This is a genomic window from Paenibacillus sp. FSL R5-0517, from assembly GCF_037974355.1.
In the GTDB taxonomy this organism is placed as follows: Bacteria; Bacillota; Bacilli; order Paenibacillales; family Paenibacillaceae; genus Paenibacillus.
The window spans coordinates 1478757-1497797 of record NZ_CP150235.1 but is presented as its reverse complement, the minus strand read 5'-3'; the positions used below and the strand labels follow the sequence as shown (position 1 = coordinate 1497797).

Here is a 19041-nt window from a genome sequence, read left to right as displayed (position 1 = left end):
TGAACCTGCGCCGGATCATTAGGGCGAGGAAGGAGTTCCCCATGTTCAAACCGCTGATTCCGTTCGAACCCATCTCCAGGGATACCTTGCCCACAGGACCTCAATGGATTGCACAAATCAAGTGGGATGGAGTCCGTATGCTTGCTTATGAGGACGGGCATGAGCTTCGCCTGGTGAATCGCAGGTTACATGATCGAACCGCACAGTATCCCGAGTTGGTCACACCACGTAATTTATGTTCAGGAGCATCCTATATCTTGGATGGAGAAGTAATTGCACTGGACCCGGACACCGGCAAACCTTCGTTTTATCACGTTCTGCGGCGGGATCGCATGAGCAGACCGGAAGGCATCGCCCAAGCCATACATCAGATTCCGGTCACGTATATGGTATTTGATATCCTGTTCTATGAGGGACAATGGGTGACGGATCAGCCTTTGGCAGATCGACAGCGCCTGTTGCACGAGGTTCTTAAGAGCGCTCCCCATGTTCAGGAGGTCACCAATACACTTGATGCCGCATCCCTGCTTACGGTCATGAGACAGCATCAGATGGAAGGCATCGTCTGCAAGGATCTCACCAGCACTTATGGCATACAGGGTAAGGATCAGCGCTGGCAGAAGGTCAAAATCATGCATGATGTATATGCCATGATCGGTGGAGTCACGTACCGAAGCGGTATTGTTAACGCCGTCGCGGTTGGCGTATATGATGGGCCTAACTTTGTCTATATTGGTCATGTCGGGACTGGCAAGCTGAACTCCAATACTTGGCGTGAACTTACCCATCAGGTTGAGCCTCTGATTAGGCAGGACCGACCGTTCCATAATGTACCCGAACGCAGTGCGGAAACCACCTGGGTAGAACCACGAATAGGTGTCAAAGTGCAATATATGGAACTGACGCATCATCGCACACTACGCCATCCCAGTATTCAGACCTTCGCAGAGGTAACCCGTGAGGATTGCCTGGCGAATCAGCTTCTTCAATGAATGAGTTCGTATATAGATTACGTATAGGAGGTGTTCGGTGTGGCCCCTAAGATTCAAGGAACCATCATAATAGAAGGCACAGAGCTAACCGTTACGAACCCGGACAAGCTGTTATGGCCGGAAGCAGGTGTCACCAAAGCAATCTATCTGCAAAAGCTGGCAGCTTTAGCTCCATACCTGCTCACATATACAAGCAATCGACTATTAACCACCATAAGATACCCCCATGGGGCGGGAGGGACATTTTTCTACCAAAAGAATGCCCCCGAACCCGTCCCGTATTATGTTCGGACTGAAGTACACGATGGCATCCGTTATGTGGTAATGAATGGACTGCCTGAATTATTGTGGCTCGGCAATCTGGCTGCACTTGAATTCCATCCTTCTCTTCATGCTGTCGGAAGCCTGCTGCCCTGTGAATGGATGATTGATCTGGACCCCTCTCAGGAACATGAGCCACGGATCATGCAGGCTGCACTCATCGTTGGAGAAACCTTGACTTCCCTTGGTCTGAGGTCCATTCCCAAAACTTCAGGGGCAACCGGAGTTCAGATTATCGTTCCTATTGTGCAAGGTGTTACCTTTGATGAATTGCGGGATATCGGTTATTTTGTTGGCAAATATGTCACGCAGAAGCACCCCGATCTGTTCACACTGGAACGACTCAAAAAGGATCGTGGAGACCGCATATATTTTGACTACCTCCAGCATTATGGTGGCAAGACCCTTGCGGCCCCCTATACACCTCGTGCCAAATCAGGAGCCACCGTATCTACGCCACTTACCTGGGATGAGGTTCGAAACAACGTCTCCATCCAGGATTACCATCTGATGAACATTGTGGAACGCCTGAATGATATCGGAGATTTGATCGCAGCCGTCGAGCCGCAACCGGTTGAACTCATTCTCAAGCATTTGAAGAAAAAATAGCCGACCCCTTATCACAAGGGAGTCGGCTATTATCATATATGCGTGGATAAATCGCTAATGGATACCTTTTTTCTTGAAACGTCCGCCCTTCACGTCGTGAATGTTACCGATCGCCACAAAAGCTTGCGGGTCCCAATCTTCAACGATGGACTTGAGTTTGGCTTCTTCCAAGCGGGTAATGACAACAAAGATGATCTTTTTCTCGTCCCCGCTGAATCCACCCTCGCCATCCAGGAAAGTTACACCACGACCAAGACGGTCTGTCAGGGCTGAACCGATATCACGATACTTCTCACTAATGATCCATACCGATTTGGACTGATCCAGTCCCTCATTCACGATATCAATCATCTTCATCGCAATATAATATGCAATCATGGAATACAGGGCATTCGGCCAACCGAATACAAATCCTGCACCTGCGAAAATAAATACGTTAATGAACAATACAATCTGTCCTACAGACAACGGTGACTTCTCACTAAGCAGGATAGCCACAATCTCCGTACCGTCCAGTGAACCGCCAGACCGAATAACGAGTCCAACACCCACACCCAGAATCAATCCGCCAAAAACTGCTCCCAGCAAAGGCTCACCCGGTGTTAATGCAGGAACATGGTGCAATAACGAAGTCCCGATGGACATGACCACGATCCCCAGCAATGTGGATAACGCAAATGTTTTACCAATCTGCTTGTAACCCAGAATCAGGAACGGCAAGTTGAGCAAGGTCAGGAATACGCCGAGTGGCAGATGTGTAAGCTCTGACACCATAATTGAAATCCCCGTAATCCCACCATCAATAACACCATTCGGTACGAGAAATACTTCAAGCGATACAGCCATTAGTGCAGCACCGATCAGAATCATCACAATACGTTGCAGCAGCTTTAAAGTAAACACCGAGCTTTTGACCCCGCGGTCAGCTTGCTTGGCTGTTAGTTCTTTCACCGTTACATTGGACATGGTATCCCCCCCGTTAAATCAGTGTGTGAATCCATTTTATAAATCATTTAAATACTCAGGGTGAATCGACATATAGAAAACAGCAAACTGCGTTCTACATGTACCCTGGCCATACAAGCACAAGCATCTAAAGGCGATATAAAATGGATTCAAAATGTTCTTCATCCCGGTTTGTACTTTCAAAAGAGAGCAAAAGGGAGCCTGTTTTCCCGCAGACTCCCCTCCTTCGCCAAGACATGATTTATATATCTATTATATCATAAAAGATCAAATTTGCGCAAAATACTAAGCAAAAAGAAGATAAATTCACAAAAAGTGAACTTATCTTCAGAAATCTGTCCTAAATCGGCTAAAGAAGCGGAGAAAGCATCCGAGAAAGCATTTCTGCGCCTTTTTGTCCCCGTGAACGCTTCTGAAATACCTTCCCATCGATCTGACTGCATTCCCCGAGATCACGTTCAAAGTCATTCATCAAACGCTGAATCGCAGAGGATTCGAACAGGACCGCCGTCAACTCGAAATTGCAGAAAAAACTGCGCATATCCATGTTGGCTGTTCCGACTGTAGCGAGCAACTCATCTACAATCATCACTTTGGCATGTACAAAACCTTTGCGATATTGGAAAAACTGCACACCTGCTCGCAACAGTTCCTCCACATAAGAAAGTGACGCCAGGTGTACGAGTTTTGAATCGGATTGATACGGAATGATAATTCTCACATCGACGCCACTGACTGCAGCTGTTTTGAGCGCCTCATATAATGCGGGATCAGGTATAAAATAAGGTGTGGTAATGTAGATCCGTTCACAAGCTACCGAAATGGCCCCAAAACACATCTCCTGAATCGCATCCCAGTCCTGATCCGGTCCGCTAGCCAATATCTGAATTCGCTCTTCCCCGCTACAGATATGCGGAGGAAATAATTCTGCAAGCTGGGGTTCGGTAATTCGCTCACCAGCAGCCAGTTTCCAGTCATTAAGGAACGTACTTTGCAGAAAGTATACAGCGTCTCCCTCAATCTGCACATGTGTATCCCGCCAGAAACCTACCTCTGGATATTGTCCAAGATAATCATCACCTACGTTAATACCGCCCACAAAGCCAACCCGTCCATCCACAACAACAATTTTGCGGTGGTTCCGGTAGTTCACTCTGCGGTCAATCGTAGCGATCAGCGGTGGGAGAAAATAATGGAATTCCACACCAGCATCCTGAAGTTTGCGGATAAAGCTTCCACTCATCTTGTGGCTGCCTAGACCGTCGCAGATAAACCGAACCTTCACTCCCTCTTGCGCCTTACGAATCATGACATCCTGAAACATGGTGCTGATGACATCATCACGGAAAATGTAAAATTCCACATGAAGATGGTGCTTTGCTTTTTTCATTTCTCTCAGCATTGCCGCAAATGCCTCTTCACCATTGGTGAGTACCGTACTGTGGTTACAACCCGTGATCGGGCTCTCCGACAGATGGGTTAACAGATTAAACAATCGATGCTGATGGCTGAAACGATCGCCAGGCATCTGTTCGACATCCCCGATGATGTGGGCTTGTTTCCAGATCGTTTCCTTCATTTCACGGAAGATTCGCGATCCACCCTTGCGGAGTTTTTTTCGTTTGTTAAAATCCTGCGCCACGAAATAATACACTACAAAACCGATCAAAGGCACGCAGAACAAAATAAACAGCCAAGCCACAGCCTTAGCCGGATTCCGAAATTCCAGCAAAAGAATCGTGGCTGCCTGAAAAATAAATACGACTAATATAATGACCAGCCAGAACATTCGGCTTCCTCCTTAGGTGGCAAGCTTCATGACCTTGCCGTTCTCTCACTTACACAGCTTTGACGATTATGCATACAGCTAATCATAGATACCCAATGTAGCCCCTATTCGTAACGTTTGCTTAGATAAAACTTTACATAAGCAGACCGCATACTTGATTCTGGTAATCGGAATATCTCATCACAGGTTGTATATTATGACTGTGTTACCTTCTACATATCAGATTAATCATGATACAGAACCCCATTGCAGCGCCAATTTGCTCATCGTCCCTTCCAGACTCTTCCTCTTTTCTTCATGAGAAGGTGGTCTTCTTACGTAAAATTAGATATAATACTCGTTAAAAACTTATTACTTAAAGGAGAACAGTAGTGAATGGACAGTGAGAGGTATGCGTTAAATTTAATATTGGTTGCGTTTTTGATAGGACTTTCGGCGTTTTTTGTTGCAGTGGAGTTCGCTCTGGTACGGGTTCGTCCAAGCCGGATCGACCAAATGATTGCAGAAGGAAACAAGCGTGCGCTGGCTGTGAAACAAGCCGTTGCCAATCTGGATGGATATTTGTCCGCCTGCCAGCTCGGCATCACGATTACCTCTCTGGGACTGGGCTGGTTGGGTGAACCGACGGTAGAGAAGATTCTCCACCCTGTGTTCGAAAGCTTGCAAATTCCTGAGGCCGTTTCTTCATTCTTATCATTTGTTATTGCGTTTGCTTCCATCACGTATCTGCATGTTGTGGTTGGTGAACTTGCTCCAAAAACGATTGCAATCCGCAAAGCAGAAACTGTAGCCCTGCTGACGTCTACACCTATCATCTGGTTTAACCGAATTATGTATCCTTTTATCTGGCTGTTAAACGGCTCAGCGAACCAACTGGTGAAACTGTTCGGAATCAAACCTGCTTCCGAGCACGAAGATGCTCACTCTGAAGAAGAGTTGCAGATCATTATTAATGAAAGCTTCGAAAACGGTAAAATAAACCAAGCCGAGTTCGGTTATGTAAGCCGGATTTTTGCTTTTGATGAGATGTTAGCCAAAGAAATCATGGTACCCCGGACCGATATGGTCTGCCTTTATGTAAATAGAACGAATGAGGAAAACCTGGAGATTATTCGTGAAGAACAGTATACCCGTTTTCCAGTAGTTAATGAGAGCAAAGACGATATTATCGGTATCATTAATACGAAGCAATTCTTCCTGGAACTATACGGAAATGATGAGCCTGTCGATCTGTCTTCCCTGATTCAGCCTGTATCCGCTGTTCACGAAACAACTCCTGTAAAGGACTTGCTCAAGAAAATGCAGAAGGATGGCGTGCACATCGCCGTGCTGGTGGATGAATATGGAGGAACATCCGGAATTGTAACCATCGAGGATGTGCTTGAACAGATTGTCGGTGAGATCCGCGATGAGTTCGACGCAGACGAAGTGGAAGATATTCAGGTCATCAATGAGAACTATGTCATTATGGATGGCAAGGTTTCCTTATCGAAGGTGAACGACATGTTTATGTCCAGCCTGGATGCAGATGAGTGGGACACCATTGGTGGATGGCTCTACAGTCATCGTCCCGAGATGAACGAACAGGAAGAATATGAGTTCGAGAATCTTACTTTTGTTTTGCTGGAAAAAGACAAGAATCGGTTCTACAAAGTGGCCATTGTCCCCAAGGAACCATTGACGATGTCTGATTACACCGATGAAGACGACAAAGAGTCCAATCGGGTTAAATAAAGCACATTCATAAACAAAAAAAGAGGAGCAGCTGCCTACATTGGCAAGTGCTCCTCTTTTTTATTATTTTAGGCTCAATGTGTTACTCTTCTCCATATCATTTTAATACCCAATTCGCTATATCATCGATAATGGCTTTGGAGACATTAGACGACTCAGCGTACTCTTGACCAATCGAAAGTCCATCATAGCTGGATAAAAGATGATTTACCTTTGGATAGCTATTGTACGTTACATTGGAATGACCTTGAAGAGCCGATTTCCAGGTTTGGAACTGATTCATAGACACTTGCACATCGTTTTCGCCTTGTATAACAAGCATAGGAGTATTTTGCGTTTTAGCCAATTCCGCAGGCACATAATCTCTCTGCTCAAACCACCAATAAGCAGGTTGAAGTGGAAATGCCTCAGGAAGATGATCTATAGAGTATTGAGGATCTTTGACGATCGCAGCAGCATTTTTATAAAAAGCAGCTTGTTCTTTGATGATCTTCGTGTCTAAACCTAGCCGCTCCATCCGGTCTACCAATTCGTCCTGCTGCTCGATAAGCACATCCGCAAAGCTGCTACTTGGCGCAGCAAGCAGAATGCTTCCTGCAAGATCATGCTGCTTATCGTCAGCAATAATCAACGGTACTGCAAACCCGCCTTGACTATGTCCAGCCACAAAAATGGCTGTAGGATCAATATTTGAATTCTTTTTAAGCAAATCTACTGCATCGGCTACCTGATCTACACTTTCTTGTTTTAACGTGAATTTAGGCTGAGAAGCCACCTTATAGGTATGCTCATACGTGACCTTATCGTATCTCAATACGGCAACGCCTTGTGAAGCTAAACCTACCGCAAGATCACGGAATGGCTTCGCCCCACCAATGGCAGCATCTCGATTGCTAGGCCCAGAACCGTGTACCAGAATGACAACCGGGAAAGGTCCCTCTCCTTTGGGCAATGTTAATGTTCCTGGTAAAGCTAAATCGCCCTGACCCACCGTTATGTCTTGTTCTATGTACGCAGATGGGTCATCGTAGCTTGGTTTTTGATACACATCTGGAGTAGCGGCGGCAATATGCAAGTCATCCACAAGTCCATTATCATTCATTCTGACCGTAATATTAATACGAGTAAGCTCTGTCTTGAACGTGTAGGTGACATTGCGATGCACGGTGTTATTTTCTACGTGTTTAGCTATGGCTTTATTTGTGATTTTACCATTTTGTCCTTCTAATGCTGTCCATAACTGGCTCAACAACGCAGGAGACAACACTCCACTCACAGAGCTATGAACATACTTCGCAGCTTCCTTGCCATTGCCCTCACTTATAAGTGAAATGAACCGATCCTCAGTTGATGTCTTCAAAGTCTCGTTAAGAAATCCTTCATCCATGAAGGTAACCCCTTTCGTTAACCGAACAGGATTGCTTATGGGTACTACTTGCCCATTCACTATCGCCTGTTTCTCCCCTACCTTAACTACAATGATAAGTTCATTTTTGCGTATCGTGATCTGTCCTGTTTTTTGTTGCCAAGATACCTCTGCACCATTCTGTTCTGCAATCTCACGAATAGGAACCAGATTTTCATTCCCAGCGTGTTCTTCAGCAGCTGCTGAGATCGATGTCACGGGCAGGATGAGACATACGAAACTAAGAGACAGGAGTAGCTTTTTCCAATTGGTCATGGTCATATTTCCTCCAAATCATTTTTATAATATGCATAGTCTATGAGCTTTTATTGGCTCAGAACTCTGCTTAAAACAACAATAGCAATAATGAGTAACACTAGGACCCAAGATAGTGGACGAGCGAAGTTAATCGTCCAGCCTATGCCATAACGTTTTTCTACGGTAAAAGAAGGATCATTGGCATTGAAGTAAATAAAGCCAAGCTTCCAATAATCATCGTCATTCACAGGCTGCTCCCTGGAACGTTCGCGATCTTCCTGATGATTCCTAATTTTCCCACCGCCTTGTCTGCCTGTGAGAGACAACAAAATAGCACCTAATAAGATCCCCACTGAGGTGATCAGACTAATCGCTGTTAACAAGACCTGATTAGGAACGAACATATTTATCTGAATGAAGGCAAATAAGATGGTAAGAAGCAAGCCTGTTATGATCGTAAATAGAGACCACTTACGGCGGAATCGGATATGATCAGCAGCAAATTGGGCAGGATTAGATGGAGCAAGCTGTTGTTTGCTTGTTTTAATACTCCAGTTCACCAACATCATCAGTGCAATGATACCTAGCTGTACAAGGTTAATAGCCAGTACCGAAAGATAGGTTTTGGGCACACTGGAAGTGACATTGCCCTGAAGATCATATTTCATCGGAATGACGTTAGGCAGTGCGTTATAATTCAAGATTGTAATGATCGCAATGGCTACAATAATAGCTATGTGAACGAGAAACCAATAGTTGGAATAGGTGAGTTTATTTTGGCGGAAGGTGGTGTCGATTTTAACCCTTTGAGGTGCTTCTACAGTTGTAAGTGTTTCTTTTATCTTTTTCATCTTGAAATGAAATACTATGTGTAGTGCGGACCAGTACACAATGAATATCATGGTGCAAACACTGGTGATCATTGCGGTAGACTCTTCATTGGCAGATCGGAGTACATACAGACAGGCAAGAATAATCAGCCCGTTTCCGATCAGACTTACTGTGGTAAACGTTCTCCGGAGCTTACGTAAGACTGGTGTGTAGTAATTATATTGACTTACCGTAACCCCAAAGCTGATGGTTTCCCTTGTCACATAAGGTGCAAAGGATAAAAGTAGGGCTAATGGAGCAAAGATTAAAATGATAGGCAATATACTAAATAGTTGCATACATAACACACTCCCTTGATTCTTTATTCTTTGTTGTGACCCATCTTTACATCATCATACATTTGGTCTAATACCGCAGACAGTTCCTCTTTGGTCATTCCGCGACATATTGCTTCGGCAATAATCGGTCTTAATTCTCTTTGCTGCTTTTTCAAAAAATCATCCGTTAAATTAGGCATTCCATCAGGGTTTACCACAACGCCCTTTTGTCTATGAACCAGAATGTACCCATCTTGCTTGAGTATTGTATAAGCCTTGTTGACTGTATGAAGGTTAACACCAATATCTGCGGCCAAATTCCGAACCGAAGGTAACGCCTCACCTAGCTGTAACTCTCCACTGGCAATGCCTTCAATAATTTGATAAACGAGTTGCGAATATATGGGAAGTTCAGATTGCATATCCAGTTGAATAATCAAGGGTTCACCTTCTTTTTTTGTTATCTGTTATATATCAAGTATAACAGCTATAACATAAGTGAGCAATAAAAATGAAAATAAAAAAATAAAGCCGCATATCCATCGTGAGTGCCAACTTACCTGACCCATCACCATTGATATGCGGCTTATCCTATTGAGCTTATTCTATGTGATTCAAAATAACCTTAGTGTTATCCTATGACAGCGGGATATTTTGAATGCTCTTCAAAGTTCAGTCTTATCTTCGACAATCCGATAATGGATTTTGCGAACGATAATTTTCAGAATCATATACAGCGGAATAACGATAATCATGCCCAGGATATTCCCCAGATCGGCACCCACGAGCAATAGAATAACGGTAGTGAGAGGATGAATATCAAGCTGTTTGCCATAAACGTAAGGTGAGATCAGGTTATCCTGAATTTGCTGTGCGATCACAATAATCACCAGTGACCAGATCGCCATCGAAGGGGATTCAATAAACGCGACAATGACAACCGGAATAGCTGCCAGCAATGCACCCACATAAGGGATAAAGTTCAGAATAATCGACACAACAGTCAACAGCAATGCATACGGCAGACCCAAGATAAGAAAACCGATGTACATCAGAATGCCCAGAGCAACATTAACAATGACCCTGCCAACAATATAGTTGCTTAGTGCTTCATCGATCTCATGGACGGTTTCTTCTCCATCCTTCCGATAATGCCTCGGCAACAATAAGGTCAGATTCGTTCCAAACTTGCTGCCTTCCTTGAGCATGTAATACAGCATGATCGGGAACGTCGCCAGAATGATAACCAGATTCGATACTACGGAGAATAACCCGGAGACGTAATCGGTAACCTGCGTGATCCCTTGGCTCAGAACATCGGATAATCGTGAGAATAGATTGGAATCATCAGGCAGGTATCTGGATACAAAATTGCTCTTTTCAAGTGCATTCAACTGTTCGCTGAGCGAAGTAACCAATGCTGGAGCATTCTCCACAAAATTCAGCAGCTGCTCTCTCAATGAAGGCCATACCAGTACACTAAAACCTGCAATCATCAATGCAGTCACGACATAAATGATCAGAACTGACAATGCACGCTTAATTTTGTGCCTTTCCATATAATCGACGAGCGGTCTAAGCAGATAATAGAAGAACCCGGCAATCAGCAGCGGAATGATGATGATATGAATCAGTGAGGTCAGGGGGCTGAATATAAAGTTTACTTTATCCCCAAGGTACACAATGAGCAGCAACAAAATAATTGCTGTACATATGCGGTAGAACTTGTTGTTAATCAAGGAACGTGATCCCTCCATGCGCTGCTCGGCCAAAGTGACTGCGGCGTTCATATGTATATAGTCATTTACTTATGGTACTAATTACCCTTAAATGACAGTCATGCCACAGGCGATGCTGATTATACACTGTTTTCTTACCAAGACAGCATTGGAGCAAAAAAAAGAAGCAGGCGTTAGCCTGCCACATCTCTTTTGCTGAATACAACCCAGGAAATCACCATGAAAATAACATAATACACTGCTAGGACTGCAATGGAGAAACCAAGTGTCATTCCTGCACTCGGACCACCCATGAGCGCAAAATCCGCTCCCGAGCTCATGTATTTGCTAAGGTCCATGTTGTTGAATAGAACATACTTGGCCCACTCATAACGGGCCGGATTAAATATGAGTGAGAAGATACTTTGTGAGAACATAATGAACAGGGATAAGCCAATTGCAAGTGCGCCTGAACGGAATACGGACGACACCATGAAGGCAATCGCAAGTGTAATGAACAGATCAACGTACAAATATCCCCATAACGTTAGTGCATTGCCACTCCCCGAAGGAGCATCATGCGAGAACAGCAGATAGGACATCCCTGTTGCCATGACAATGACAACCAGAGTACTCAAAATGCTGAAGATGATCACAGTGAGGTACTTGGAAGCCAGAATTTTGCTTCGTGACCATGGACGAATAAGCAGCAGTTTGATTGTTCCCCAAGTAAATTCGCCCGCGACCGCTTCCGCTGCAATCACAACACAGAAGATCGTATTCAGAAAGAATACAATCTGAACAGTGGTTACAGCCGCTTCCCAGAATGGAACACCAGCGGAACCCATTCCTTCTCGCAATAACACGGGCATTAACAGTGAGATCAGCACCAGAATTGATAACATGATCCAGGTACGTGGACGACGGAATATTTTCATATTTTCATTCAATATTAGATTACCGAAACTACCCAATGCCTCCACCCCCAGTGACTTGCAAGAATTGTTCTTCCAGGGTATGAGTCACGTTACGAATACCGTATACCTGAAACCCTTCGCTAACCAGCTTGGCATTGATATCTGGAATCTGCTCACGAGACACCCGTGCCACAAGCACATTGCCCTGTGCAGTAGCACCCTGAATCAGGTTGACAGCGCGTTCTGCATCATTCACTTCAAAAGCAACTTCAATTAATGCATCCGCACCCGTTTCAGCTCGAAGGTTTCTTACATCAATCAACTTGCCGTTCTGGATAATAGCCACCGTATCACACATCAGTTCCATCTCCGACAGCAAATGGCTGGAGACGAAGACCGTAATGCCTTCCGCCTGAGTGAGCTCACGCAAATAGTCTCTCAGTTCCCGTATGCCCTGTGGGTCCAGTCCATTGGTTGGCTCATCCAGTACAAGCAACTTTGGTTTATGTAATATCGCTTGTGCGACACCCAGACGCTGGCGCATGCCCAGTGAGTAGGTTTTGACTTTATCGTGAATACGGGCGGTAAGCCCGACACGCTCAATCGTTTCCGCAATTCGTTCCTTGGTAACTCCAGGTGACATGCGGGCAAAGTGTACGAGATTCTGATACCCGGTCAGAAACTTGTACATCTCCGGATTTTCCACAATGGCTCCTACCTGCGCTACCGCCTGCTCGAACTCATTCTTCACACTGTGTCCCGAGATTAAAATGTCACCCTTACTGATGGACATCAGTCCAACCATCATTCGGATCGTCGTTGTTTTCCCCGCGCCATTAGGTCCTAAAAAACCAAAAACCTGCCCCGGAGAAATATCCAGAGTCAGGTCGCTGACCAATGATCGGGAGGATATGATTTTGCTGACGCCCTGAATCCGGACGACCGGCTCCTGCTGCATTCAATCCCCTCCTTCATGGACGAACATATACATCATGCCCGTTTCTCATATGCACATAGTGTATCATAATCTTTAGTATATTGTCCCGCAAACTGGGATTTCCCCTGACGTTTCGCTTCAACTACACACGCTTCACAGCATCCAAGCGGCATTTCACTCCGGTAGAATCCGGTGCGAAATACGTGATTGCCTCCATTGCCCTCTTCCTTCATTTCGACAGAGCTCCTAGCGACCGACACAATCATCCCACAACTGACACAGTAAAAGCGGCCCGTTTCGATCAATGATATTCCTTCCCCTCACAAGGAGCTTAGAAGTCCTTGTTATTTGTCGTTAGACGCTGAAAATTGATACATTTTGTATCTATCTCGTAATTTACTTGACACCGGGACTGTTGTCAAGGCTTTACAGCCATAAAAACGAGGAAAACACAAAAAAAGCTCCATAAATGCGACAAAAGTCTCGCATTCACAGAGCTTCATGTAAGGTAAATGATACAATTTGGTTCAATGTATAGGTGAATATCATCATGACAGAGTTCCAGTCTCTCTCACAACGATCCCACGATGCCTGATCAGTCACTATTGTCGACATGTGAGGTATCCTTATTCTTCTGATTTGGATAATACCAGAGTAATGTCCACTCATCACCGTCCTCTACCAGATAACAGGTCTGCACAATATCGAATTGGCCAAAGGTACCGGAGTACTTCTGGGTGATACGGATTCTGTAGGCTTCAGAAAATGGCTTAACGCCATCGATCACGGTTACATCGAATTCGCGCTCCGGCTTTTCCATCTCCAGTTCAAAGGTCTCCACGCCAAAATGCTGCATGAATATATGTGCTCGGTTCTGTACATATGCGCTTTTCGGAAACCGCTCTTTCATCAGCGGATGAAAGAGTTCCCACGAACTGCCGAAGTCACCCGTCTGCTCATATTTGTAAAATTCTTCAGCAACAGCTGCAGCTTCATCCGGTGTATCTGCACGAAATACATATGGAATGGTTCTGCCGATTAACCATAGTAACATTAGAATGATCGCAATGAAACCGATCTTCTTAAACAAAGCATTCCTATTCCTTCTTCGCAGCATGTCCCCGCCCTCCTTGTCCTACTCCATACTTATGATGGTTGGAAGACAAGTAGAAGCAGGTTCTGAAGACAGCATTTCCTGGGAAATCACTTATCGTAGATGGAAGCACGCCTTTTCTTTATAATCCTGCGAATAATGGAATGAAGTCCTGCATATATGGCAATTCCACAGCAACCACCGAGCAAATCCACTCCAACATCACGTATCGAGCTTGTCCGGTCCGGGCTGAACTGCTGAATATACTCATCGATAGAGGCTATGACGAACACTACAGCCAGAGCAGACACGATACTGGTCACAAGGGATGTTCTCCTGTATCGAAGCCCGCCATACACAAGCATGGCAAGCACAGCGTAGACAAATAAGTGCGCACTCTTGCGAAAGATGAACTCTGCAAAATCATACGGCCTCTGTTTCAGTGAATACTCGTACTCCCCGTAAGTGAATTGCACATCGGGAAGCGTAAAACCGATGTGCAATTTTTGAGACCATTTATGAAGCCAAGGCTGAATGTCTTGCTGTTGAGAGGATTGCGTTGACATGGACCAGATGACCAGAATCCAGATCACAATCAACAGCAGAGCAATGAGAAACCCGTACGTTCTTCGTACATGCTTTTGTCTCGCGCGCCCGGAGCCCTCCTCCATCATGTTGATCTTCACCACTTTCATATCTCTCTTTATTCTATTGATCCAACATACATGCCTCTGCCATTCGTACCTACATATACCTGACCATAGATTTGACGGTCTGCCGCCATAATTTGCGGCTCATTGCCTAGCCCAATTCCTTCACCTACTGGACCTATATTGTTCCAGGTTACTCCCATATCATCTGAACGGAAGAAACCATACACGTTATTAACGGTGCCGTATACATAGACGGCTGGAACCAATTTTCCTGGCTTAGCTTTTCCAAAGGCAAATAATTTGGAATTCTGCACGCTCTGGATTTTAGAAAATGTATTTCCCGAGTTCGTCGATGCATATAGTCCATCGGTTCCCAGACTTACCCATACGGCATTCGCCACACCTGGGGCAGCCTCGACTTTAATGAAGCTCGTATTGATATCCGTGTTAACAGGAAGACGAACTGTATTGGCTTTGGACCAGTTCGCACCTGCATCCGTTGAGCGATATAGATAACCAGCAGCGTACATATAAAATTTATATCCATTGATGCGATCCGCAGCCAGTGGATGGTTATAGGCGAAGACCATATTTCCCCCAATGGCCTGAAAAGGGGCACCATTCATATTTTGCCACGTTGCGCCACGATTCGTGCTTCTGACCGGATTACCTGTCTGAGGATAATAAACAATTACATTTGGATTAATGGCAGAATAGGCCACTCGCCCCAGTGTAGAGCCTGCCGGAACATTTACCGGAGTTACTGTAACTCCGTTATTGGAAGAGACAAATAAGCGTGTGGTCGTACCATACCAGTCACTGCTTCCGAGAAATATCATGTAATTCGGATTTGCCTCATGATAGTCAATACTCACAATTTCTCGCATACCTGCGAGCGGAATTTTATTAAGAGGAACATTATTTACATTGTCATGTCTAAATCCGACCTGATCCGTTAACCCACTAAAGAACGATACACCTTGAGGCGGTGTGGATGCAGTGAGTGCAACGACTTCTTCATGACCATCGGTAATGGCTTCCCAAGTACTCGACGTATTGCCAGTCAATCCATTGGTACCATTGATATTTTCCGTCTTGTACACGCCAAACCAGTCTGTAGCGTATACGGTGCCCGGATGAATTGGATCAAACTTGATACTGGATGTTGCTGAGAAAAACATGTTGGGTGTCCACCATGATGGTTTGGATACCAGCGTTTTATTAACTACAGTCCAACTAATTCCGCCGTTTACCGAACGATACAGGGGCAGATTATCTCCGCCTGTACGAACGGCTACCAGGATATGATTATCGTTATTGGGATCGATGGTGATCCCATAGTAAGAAGAGTAACTGGAACTTGGTGTGATATTCGTCCACTGCACACCATTGAACTTATAGACGCCCTGATTATCCGTGGTGACATATAAGGTTCCGTTCTTCGCCACAGTCATACGCGCAGGATATTCGGGACTTCTCCCGGTAAGCTGCCATGTGGTCTGCCCATTGCTTCTAGGTGCTTTGCTATAGACACCAATACCGCGAACTCCCGCATACACAACCTGACCTTGTTTCGTCACCGGATTTAATCCATATGCTACACTCCGTATGCCCTCACCGGCCAACCCGTTTGGTACATCCCACACTTTGCTCCACGTGGCTGCACCGTCACTGGAGGTGTATAATCCATCATATCGTGTACCGACGTGCAGGTAATTGGAATTGGTTGGATTCACAGCGATGCTCTCTCCCATGGCTCGATGAATATTTCCATTCGATTCATTCCGAAGATTAAGTCCGGTTCGAATCCAGGTTTCTCCTCGGTCTGTAGATTTTAGAATATCGCTTGGCCCCACATTCCCGTACTTCCCAGCAGCGATATACACGACATTGGGATTTTGCTGATCCAGCGCAATGCCATCCACACCATACAGATTGCTATCCTCATCTCCAAAATGATCAAGCAGTGGAACCCAATCTCCTGAAGTTACATCCAGTCGGTAGGCTCCCCCCACATCAGTTCGAGCGTAAACCAGATCAGGCTCAGTCGGATGAATGACCACACCTGTAACGTACCCCCCTCCACCAATGGGGATATTTTTCCATTGATAGTCTTGGGCTGATTGAACAACGTTTGTACTTGCGGGTATCATGAGCATATACATTAGTAGCACAATCAGGGATAATTTCAATAGCCTGGAGATACGCATCTGGTTCACCGCCCTATCTGATCATTTTAAATGGCCTTCAATCATCTGATGTATTCTGTCTCGCTCTGACTGTTCCACGATATAGTAATACACGCCGTCTATTTTCTTGCCTGTGCCTTTGATCTCTACAGATTCAATATGATTCAGCACCGGACGATAGTTGGAGAACATCTGCTTCATTTCATCAAAGGTAACGTCGGTTCTCACATGTGCACTGACTTCGTCCAGCAACGTCTCCAGTTGCAACACATTGGATACCTGGACCGTATTCTTCAGCACTTGTTTGATAATCTCCCGCTGGCGGTCATTACGCCCAAGATCTCCCTTTGGATCATCATAACGCATCCGCGAAAATCCCAAAGCAGCTTCACCATCCAGATGAATATTCCCCTGTTCAAACCGGTAACCCTCGTAGTCAAATGCGAACGGGTTATTCACGTCCACTCCACCCACCATGTCGATGACCTGTGCAAAGCCCTCCATATTCACTTTCATGTAGTAATGTATGGGAATGTCAAGCATTTGTTCCACCGTTTGCACAGACATGTTAACGCCCCCAAAGGCATAGGCATGGTTGATCTTATCCTCCGTGCCATGCCCAACGATACTAGTTCGGGTATCCCGGGGGATGTTAAACATAAGTACCGATTGTTTCGCAGGATTAACACTCAATACAATCATGGTGTCGGAGCGACCCCGATCATTCGAACGCTCATCCACACCCAGAATCAAAGCATTGAAAGGTTCCTCATTCTCCATGTCCACGGGGAAATCTCCCCCGCCCCTCTGGTCGACAATAGATACCTGCTTGATGGGCTCCCGGGGTTCATACATCTGATCTGCCGCTGATTTAACATGCAGATACAGATACACAGAATATCCAATCATAACGACTGCAACAAGGGAAATGGCACCTAATGTTATTTTAATCCCGCGTCTCATGTTATGGCCTCCGTCAGATAACTGCCGTTTTTCTTCCATCGATATTGGTTAGACCTGGACGACCGACGGAGTAGTATTGAAAGGGGGTGTCTTGAATCTGTTCTTCTCCATAAATATTTCTTCCATCAATCAGAATGGGCTGATTCATATGTGCTGCCAAATCGGTCAGATTAACCTCCATGAACTCTTTCCATTCGGTCAGAACACAGAGTGCATCAGCGCCCTCCGCTGCGTTCATCGCACGATCCTCCCACGTAATGGATGAAGAATCCACCTCTTTGCGGAAGTTCTCAGTAGCAATGGGGTCGTACGCCCGAATGACTGCTCCTTGCTCAAGCAAACGCTGAATGATCTCAATTGCCGGAGCATCCCGAACATCATCCGTATCCGGCTTGAAGGCGAGCCCCCAGATCGCAATCTCCTTCCCTTCAAGCGAGCCCAACGCGTCTTCCAGTTTGCGAATGACGTTGAAGCGTTGATCCTTGTTCACTTCCACCACCGACTTCAACAGTTTGAAGTCATAATCCACATTACCTGCAATTTGAATCAGAGCTTGTGTATCCTTAGGGAAACAGGACCCTCCGTAACCAATGCCTGCCTTGAGGAAGGAAGCACCGATTCGTCTGTCATAGCCCATACCCTCAGCAACGCGGCTGACATCTGCGCCTACTTTTTCACAGATGTTAGAAATTTCATTGATAAAGGAGATCTTGGTTGCCAGAAATGCGTTGGATGCATATTTAATCATTTCGGCTGAGCGAATATCCGTGACAATAATCTGATCGGTTAATGGCTGATGCAGCTCTTTCAAGGTGGCAATTGCCCGATCGCTATGTGTGCCAATGACTATCCGGTCAGGATACAGTGTGTCCTGCACAGCGGTACCTTCACGCAGGAACTCTGGTACCGATGCCATGTCAAATGGATGATTCGTCAAACTGCTGATCCATTCCTGAATACGATCGTTAGTTCCGACAGGAACAGTGCTTTTAGTCATTATTATTTTATAATTATCCATATGAGAACCAATTTCTCGTGCAACAAGCTCAATATAACTCAGATTCGCTTCGCCATTAGACAGGGATGGTGTTCCTACAGCGATGATAATAATATCCGAACGACTGATGGCATCCTGAATGTTCGTCGTGAAGGACAGCCTACCCGCTTTCATATTGGCATTCATAATGTCCTTGAGACCCGGTTCATAGATCGGAACGTGACCATCCGTCAACAAATTCACTTTTTCCACATTATTGTCGACACAGATCACGTTATTTCCCAGTTCCGAAAAGCATACGCCTGATACCAAACCCACATACCCTGTGCCAATCACCGTAATATTCATTCCA

General features: G+C 45.3%; 17 protein-coding genes. 3 read left to right on the top strand and 14 right to left on the bottom strand.

All coding sequences use genetic code 11. The features are described from left to right. Positions 1-41 precede the first annotated feature (41 nt). Together MKX40_RS06505 and ligD are read left to right on the top strand one after the other, a co-directional pair. Positions 42-992, top strand: a complete 951-nt coding sequence (locus MKX40_RS06505) for a DNA ligase (protein WP_339240303.1) — start codon at positions 42-44, stop codon at positions 990-992. Between the two features lie 39 nt (positions 993-1031). Then, positions 1032-1922: a non-homologous end-joining DNA ligase gene (ligD, locus tag MKX40_RS06500; protein WP_339240302.1), complete on the top strand. Its 891-nt coding sequence runs from the start codon at positions 1032-1034 to the stop codon at positions 1920-1922. 54 nt (positions 1923-1976) lie between these two features. Here ligD and MKX40_RS06495 read toward each other — a convergent pair whose 3' ends face one another. Then, positions 1977-2888: a YitT family protein gene (locus MKX40_RS06495; RefSeq protein ID WP_278296378.1), complete on the bottom strand. Its 912-nt coding sequence runs from the start codon at positions 2886-2888 to the stop codon at positions 1977-1979. A gap of 349 nt (positions 2889-3237) precedes the next feature. Then, positions 3238-4677, bottom strand: a complete 1440-nt coding sequence (gene cls, locus MKX40_RS06490) for a cardiolipin synthase (protein ID WP_339240300.1) — start codon at positions 4675-4677, stop codon at positions 3238-3240. Between the two features lie 375 nt (positions 4678-5052). Between cls and MKX40_RS06485 the strand changes: the two genes are divergently transcribed. Continuing rightward, positions 5053-6411 (top strand): hemolysin family protein, encoded by a 1359-nt coding sequence (locus MKX40_RS06485; RefSeq protein ID WP_339240298.1) that lies wholly within the window; start codon positions 5053-5055, stop codon positions 6409-6411. A 97-nt stretch (positions 6412-6508) separates the two neighbouring features. Here the strand turns inward: MKX40_RS06485 and MKX40_RS06480 are convergent, their stop codons facing one another. The 12 genes from MKX40_RS06480 to MKX40_RS06425 form a co-directional block, all read right to left on the bottom strand. Continuing rightward, positions 6509-8092 (bottom strand): alpha/beta fold hydrolase, encoded by a 1584-nt coding sequence (locus MKX40_RS06480; RefSeq protein WP_339240297.1) that lies wholly within the window; start codon positions 8090-8092, stop codon positions 6509-6511. Between the two features lie 50 nt (positions 8093-8142). Continuing rightward, the gene (locus MKX40_RS06475) at positions 8143-9243 is read right to left on the bottom strand and encodes a DUF5808 domain-containing protein (protein ID WP_339240296.1); all 1101 of its coding nucleotides are present in this window, start codon (positions 9241-9243) and stop codon (positions 8143-8145) included. Between the two features lie 23 nt (positions 9244-9266). Next, positions 9267-9662, bottom strand: a complete 396-nt coding sequence (locus MKX40_RS06470; protein WP_339240294.1) for a GntR family transcriptional regulator — start codon at positions 9660-9662, stop codon at positions 9267-9269. A gap of 225 nt (positions 9663-9887) precedes the next feature. Further along, a complete protein-coding gene (locus MKX40_RS06465; protein ID WP_339240293.1) occupies positions 9888-10961 on the bottom strand; it encodes an AI-2E family transporter in 1074 nt (357 codons plus the stop codon). Positions 10962-11134: 173 nt separating this feature from the next. Next, positions 11135-11914, bottom strand: a complete 780-nt coding sequence (locus MKX40_RS06460) for a DUF2705 family protein (protein WP_339240291.1) — start codon at positions 11912-11914, stop codon at positions 11135-11137. After that, the gene (locus MKX40_RS06455) at positions 11907-12815 is read right to left on the bottom strand and encodes an ABC transporter ATP-binding protein (protein WP_339240290.1); all 909 of its coding nucleotides are present in this window, start codon (positions 12813-12815) and stop codon (positions 11907-11909) included. The genes MKX40_RS06460 and MKX40_RS06455 overlap by 8 nt, the downstream gene beginning before the upstream one ends. A gap of 32 nt (positions 12816-12847) precedes the next feature. After that, positions 12848-13027: a hypothetical protein gene (locus tag MKX40_RS06450; protein WP_036668929.1), complete on the bottom strand. Its 180-nt coding sequence runs from the start codon at positions 13025-13027 to the stop codon at positions 12848-12850. A gap of 362 nt (positions 13028-13389) precedes the next feature. Further along, on the bottom strand, positions 13390-13911 hold the full coding sequence (locus MKX40_RS06445) for a hypothetical protein (protein ID WP_339240289.1): 522 nt from the start codon (positions 13909-13911) through the stop codon (positions 13390-13392). 86 nt (positions 13912-13997) lie between these two features. Then, on the bottom strand, positions 13998-14561 hold the full coding sequence (locus MKX40_RS06440) for a VanZ family protein (protein ID WP_339240288.1): 564 nt from the start codon (positions 14559-14561) through the stop codon (positions 13998-14000). Positions 14562-14590: 29 nt separating this feature from the next. Further along, positions 14591-16750 (bottom strand): hypothetical protein, encoded by a 2160-nt coding sequence (locus tag MKX40_RS06435; RefSeq protein ID WP_339240287.1) that lies wholly within the window; start codon positions 16748-16750, stop codon positions 14591-14593. Between the two features lie 21 nt (positions 16751-16771). Continuing rightward, the gene (locus MKX40_RS06430; protein ID WP_339240286.1) at positions 16772-17692 is read right to left on the bottom strand and encodes an LCP family protein; all 921 of its coding nucleotides are present in this window, start codon (positions 17690-17692) and stop codon (positions 16772-16774) included. 13 nt (positions 17693-17705) lie between these two features. Then, positions 17706-19037: a UDP-glucose/GDP-mannose dehydrogenase family protein gene (locus MKX40_RS06425; RefSeq protein ID WP_339240285.1), complete on the bottom strand. Its 1332-nt coding sequence runs from the start codon at positions 19035-19037 to the stop codon at positions 17706-17708. Positions 19038-19041 lie beyond the last annotated feature (4 nt).

Coding starts and splice junctions, on each gene's coding strand:
- MKX40_RS06455 (WP_339240290.1), bottom strand. CDS start 12,815: ATGCAGCAGGAGCCGGTCGTCCGGATTCAGGGCGTCAGCAAAATCATA.
- MKX40_RS06425 (WP_339240285.1), bottom strand. CDS start 19,037: ATGAATATTACGGTGATTGGCACAGGGTATGTGGGTTTGGTATCAGGC.
- MKX40_RS06440 (WP_339240288.1), bottom strand. CDS start 14,561: ATGATGGAGGAGGGCTCCGGGCGCGCGAGACAAAAGCATGTACGAAGA.
- MKX40_RS06475 (WP_339240296.1), bottom strand. CDS start 9,243: ATGCAACTATTTAGTATATTGCCTATCATTTTAATCTTTGCTCCATTA.
- cls (WP_339240300.1), bottom strand. CDS start 4,677: ATGTTCTGGCTGGTCATTATATTAGTCGTATTTATTTTTCAGGCAGCC.
- MKX40_RS06450 (WP_036668929.1), bottom strand. CDS start 13,027: ATGAAGGAAGAGGGCAATGGAGGCAATCACGTATTTCGCACCGGATTC.
- MKX40_RS06505 (WP_339240303.1), top strand. CDS start 42: ATGTTCAAACCGCTGATTCCGTTCGAACCCATCTCCAGGGATACCTTG.
- MKX40_RS06495 (WP_278296378.1), bottom strand. CDS start 2,888: ATGTCCAATGTAACGGTGAAAGAACTAACAGCCAAGCAAGCTGACCGC.
- MKX40_RS06430 (WP_339240286.1), bottom strand. CDS start 17,692: ATGAGACGCGGGATTAAAATAACATTAGGTGCCATTTCCCTTGTTGCA.
- MKX40_RS06445 (WP_339240289.1), bottom strand. CDS start 13,911: ATGCTGCGAAGAAGGAATAGGAATGCTTTGTTTAAGAAGATCGGTTTC.
- MKX40_RS06485 (WP_339240298.1), top strand. CDS start 5,053: ATGGACAGTGAGAGGTATGCGTTAAATTTAATATTGGTTGCGTTTTTG.
- MKX40_RS06480 (WP_339240297.1), bottom strand. CDS start 8,092: ATGACCAATTGGAAAAAGCTACTCCTGTCTCTTAGTTTCGTATGTCTC.
- MKX40_RS06435 (WP_339240287.1), bottom strand. CDS start 16,750: ATGCGTATCTCCAGGCTATTGAAATTATCCCTGATTGTGCTACTAATG.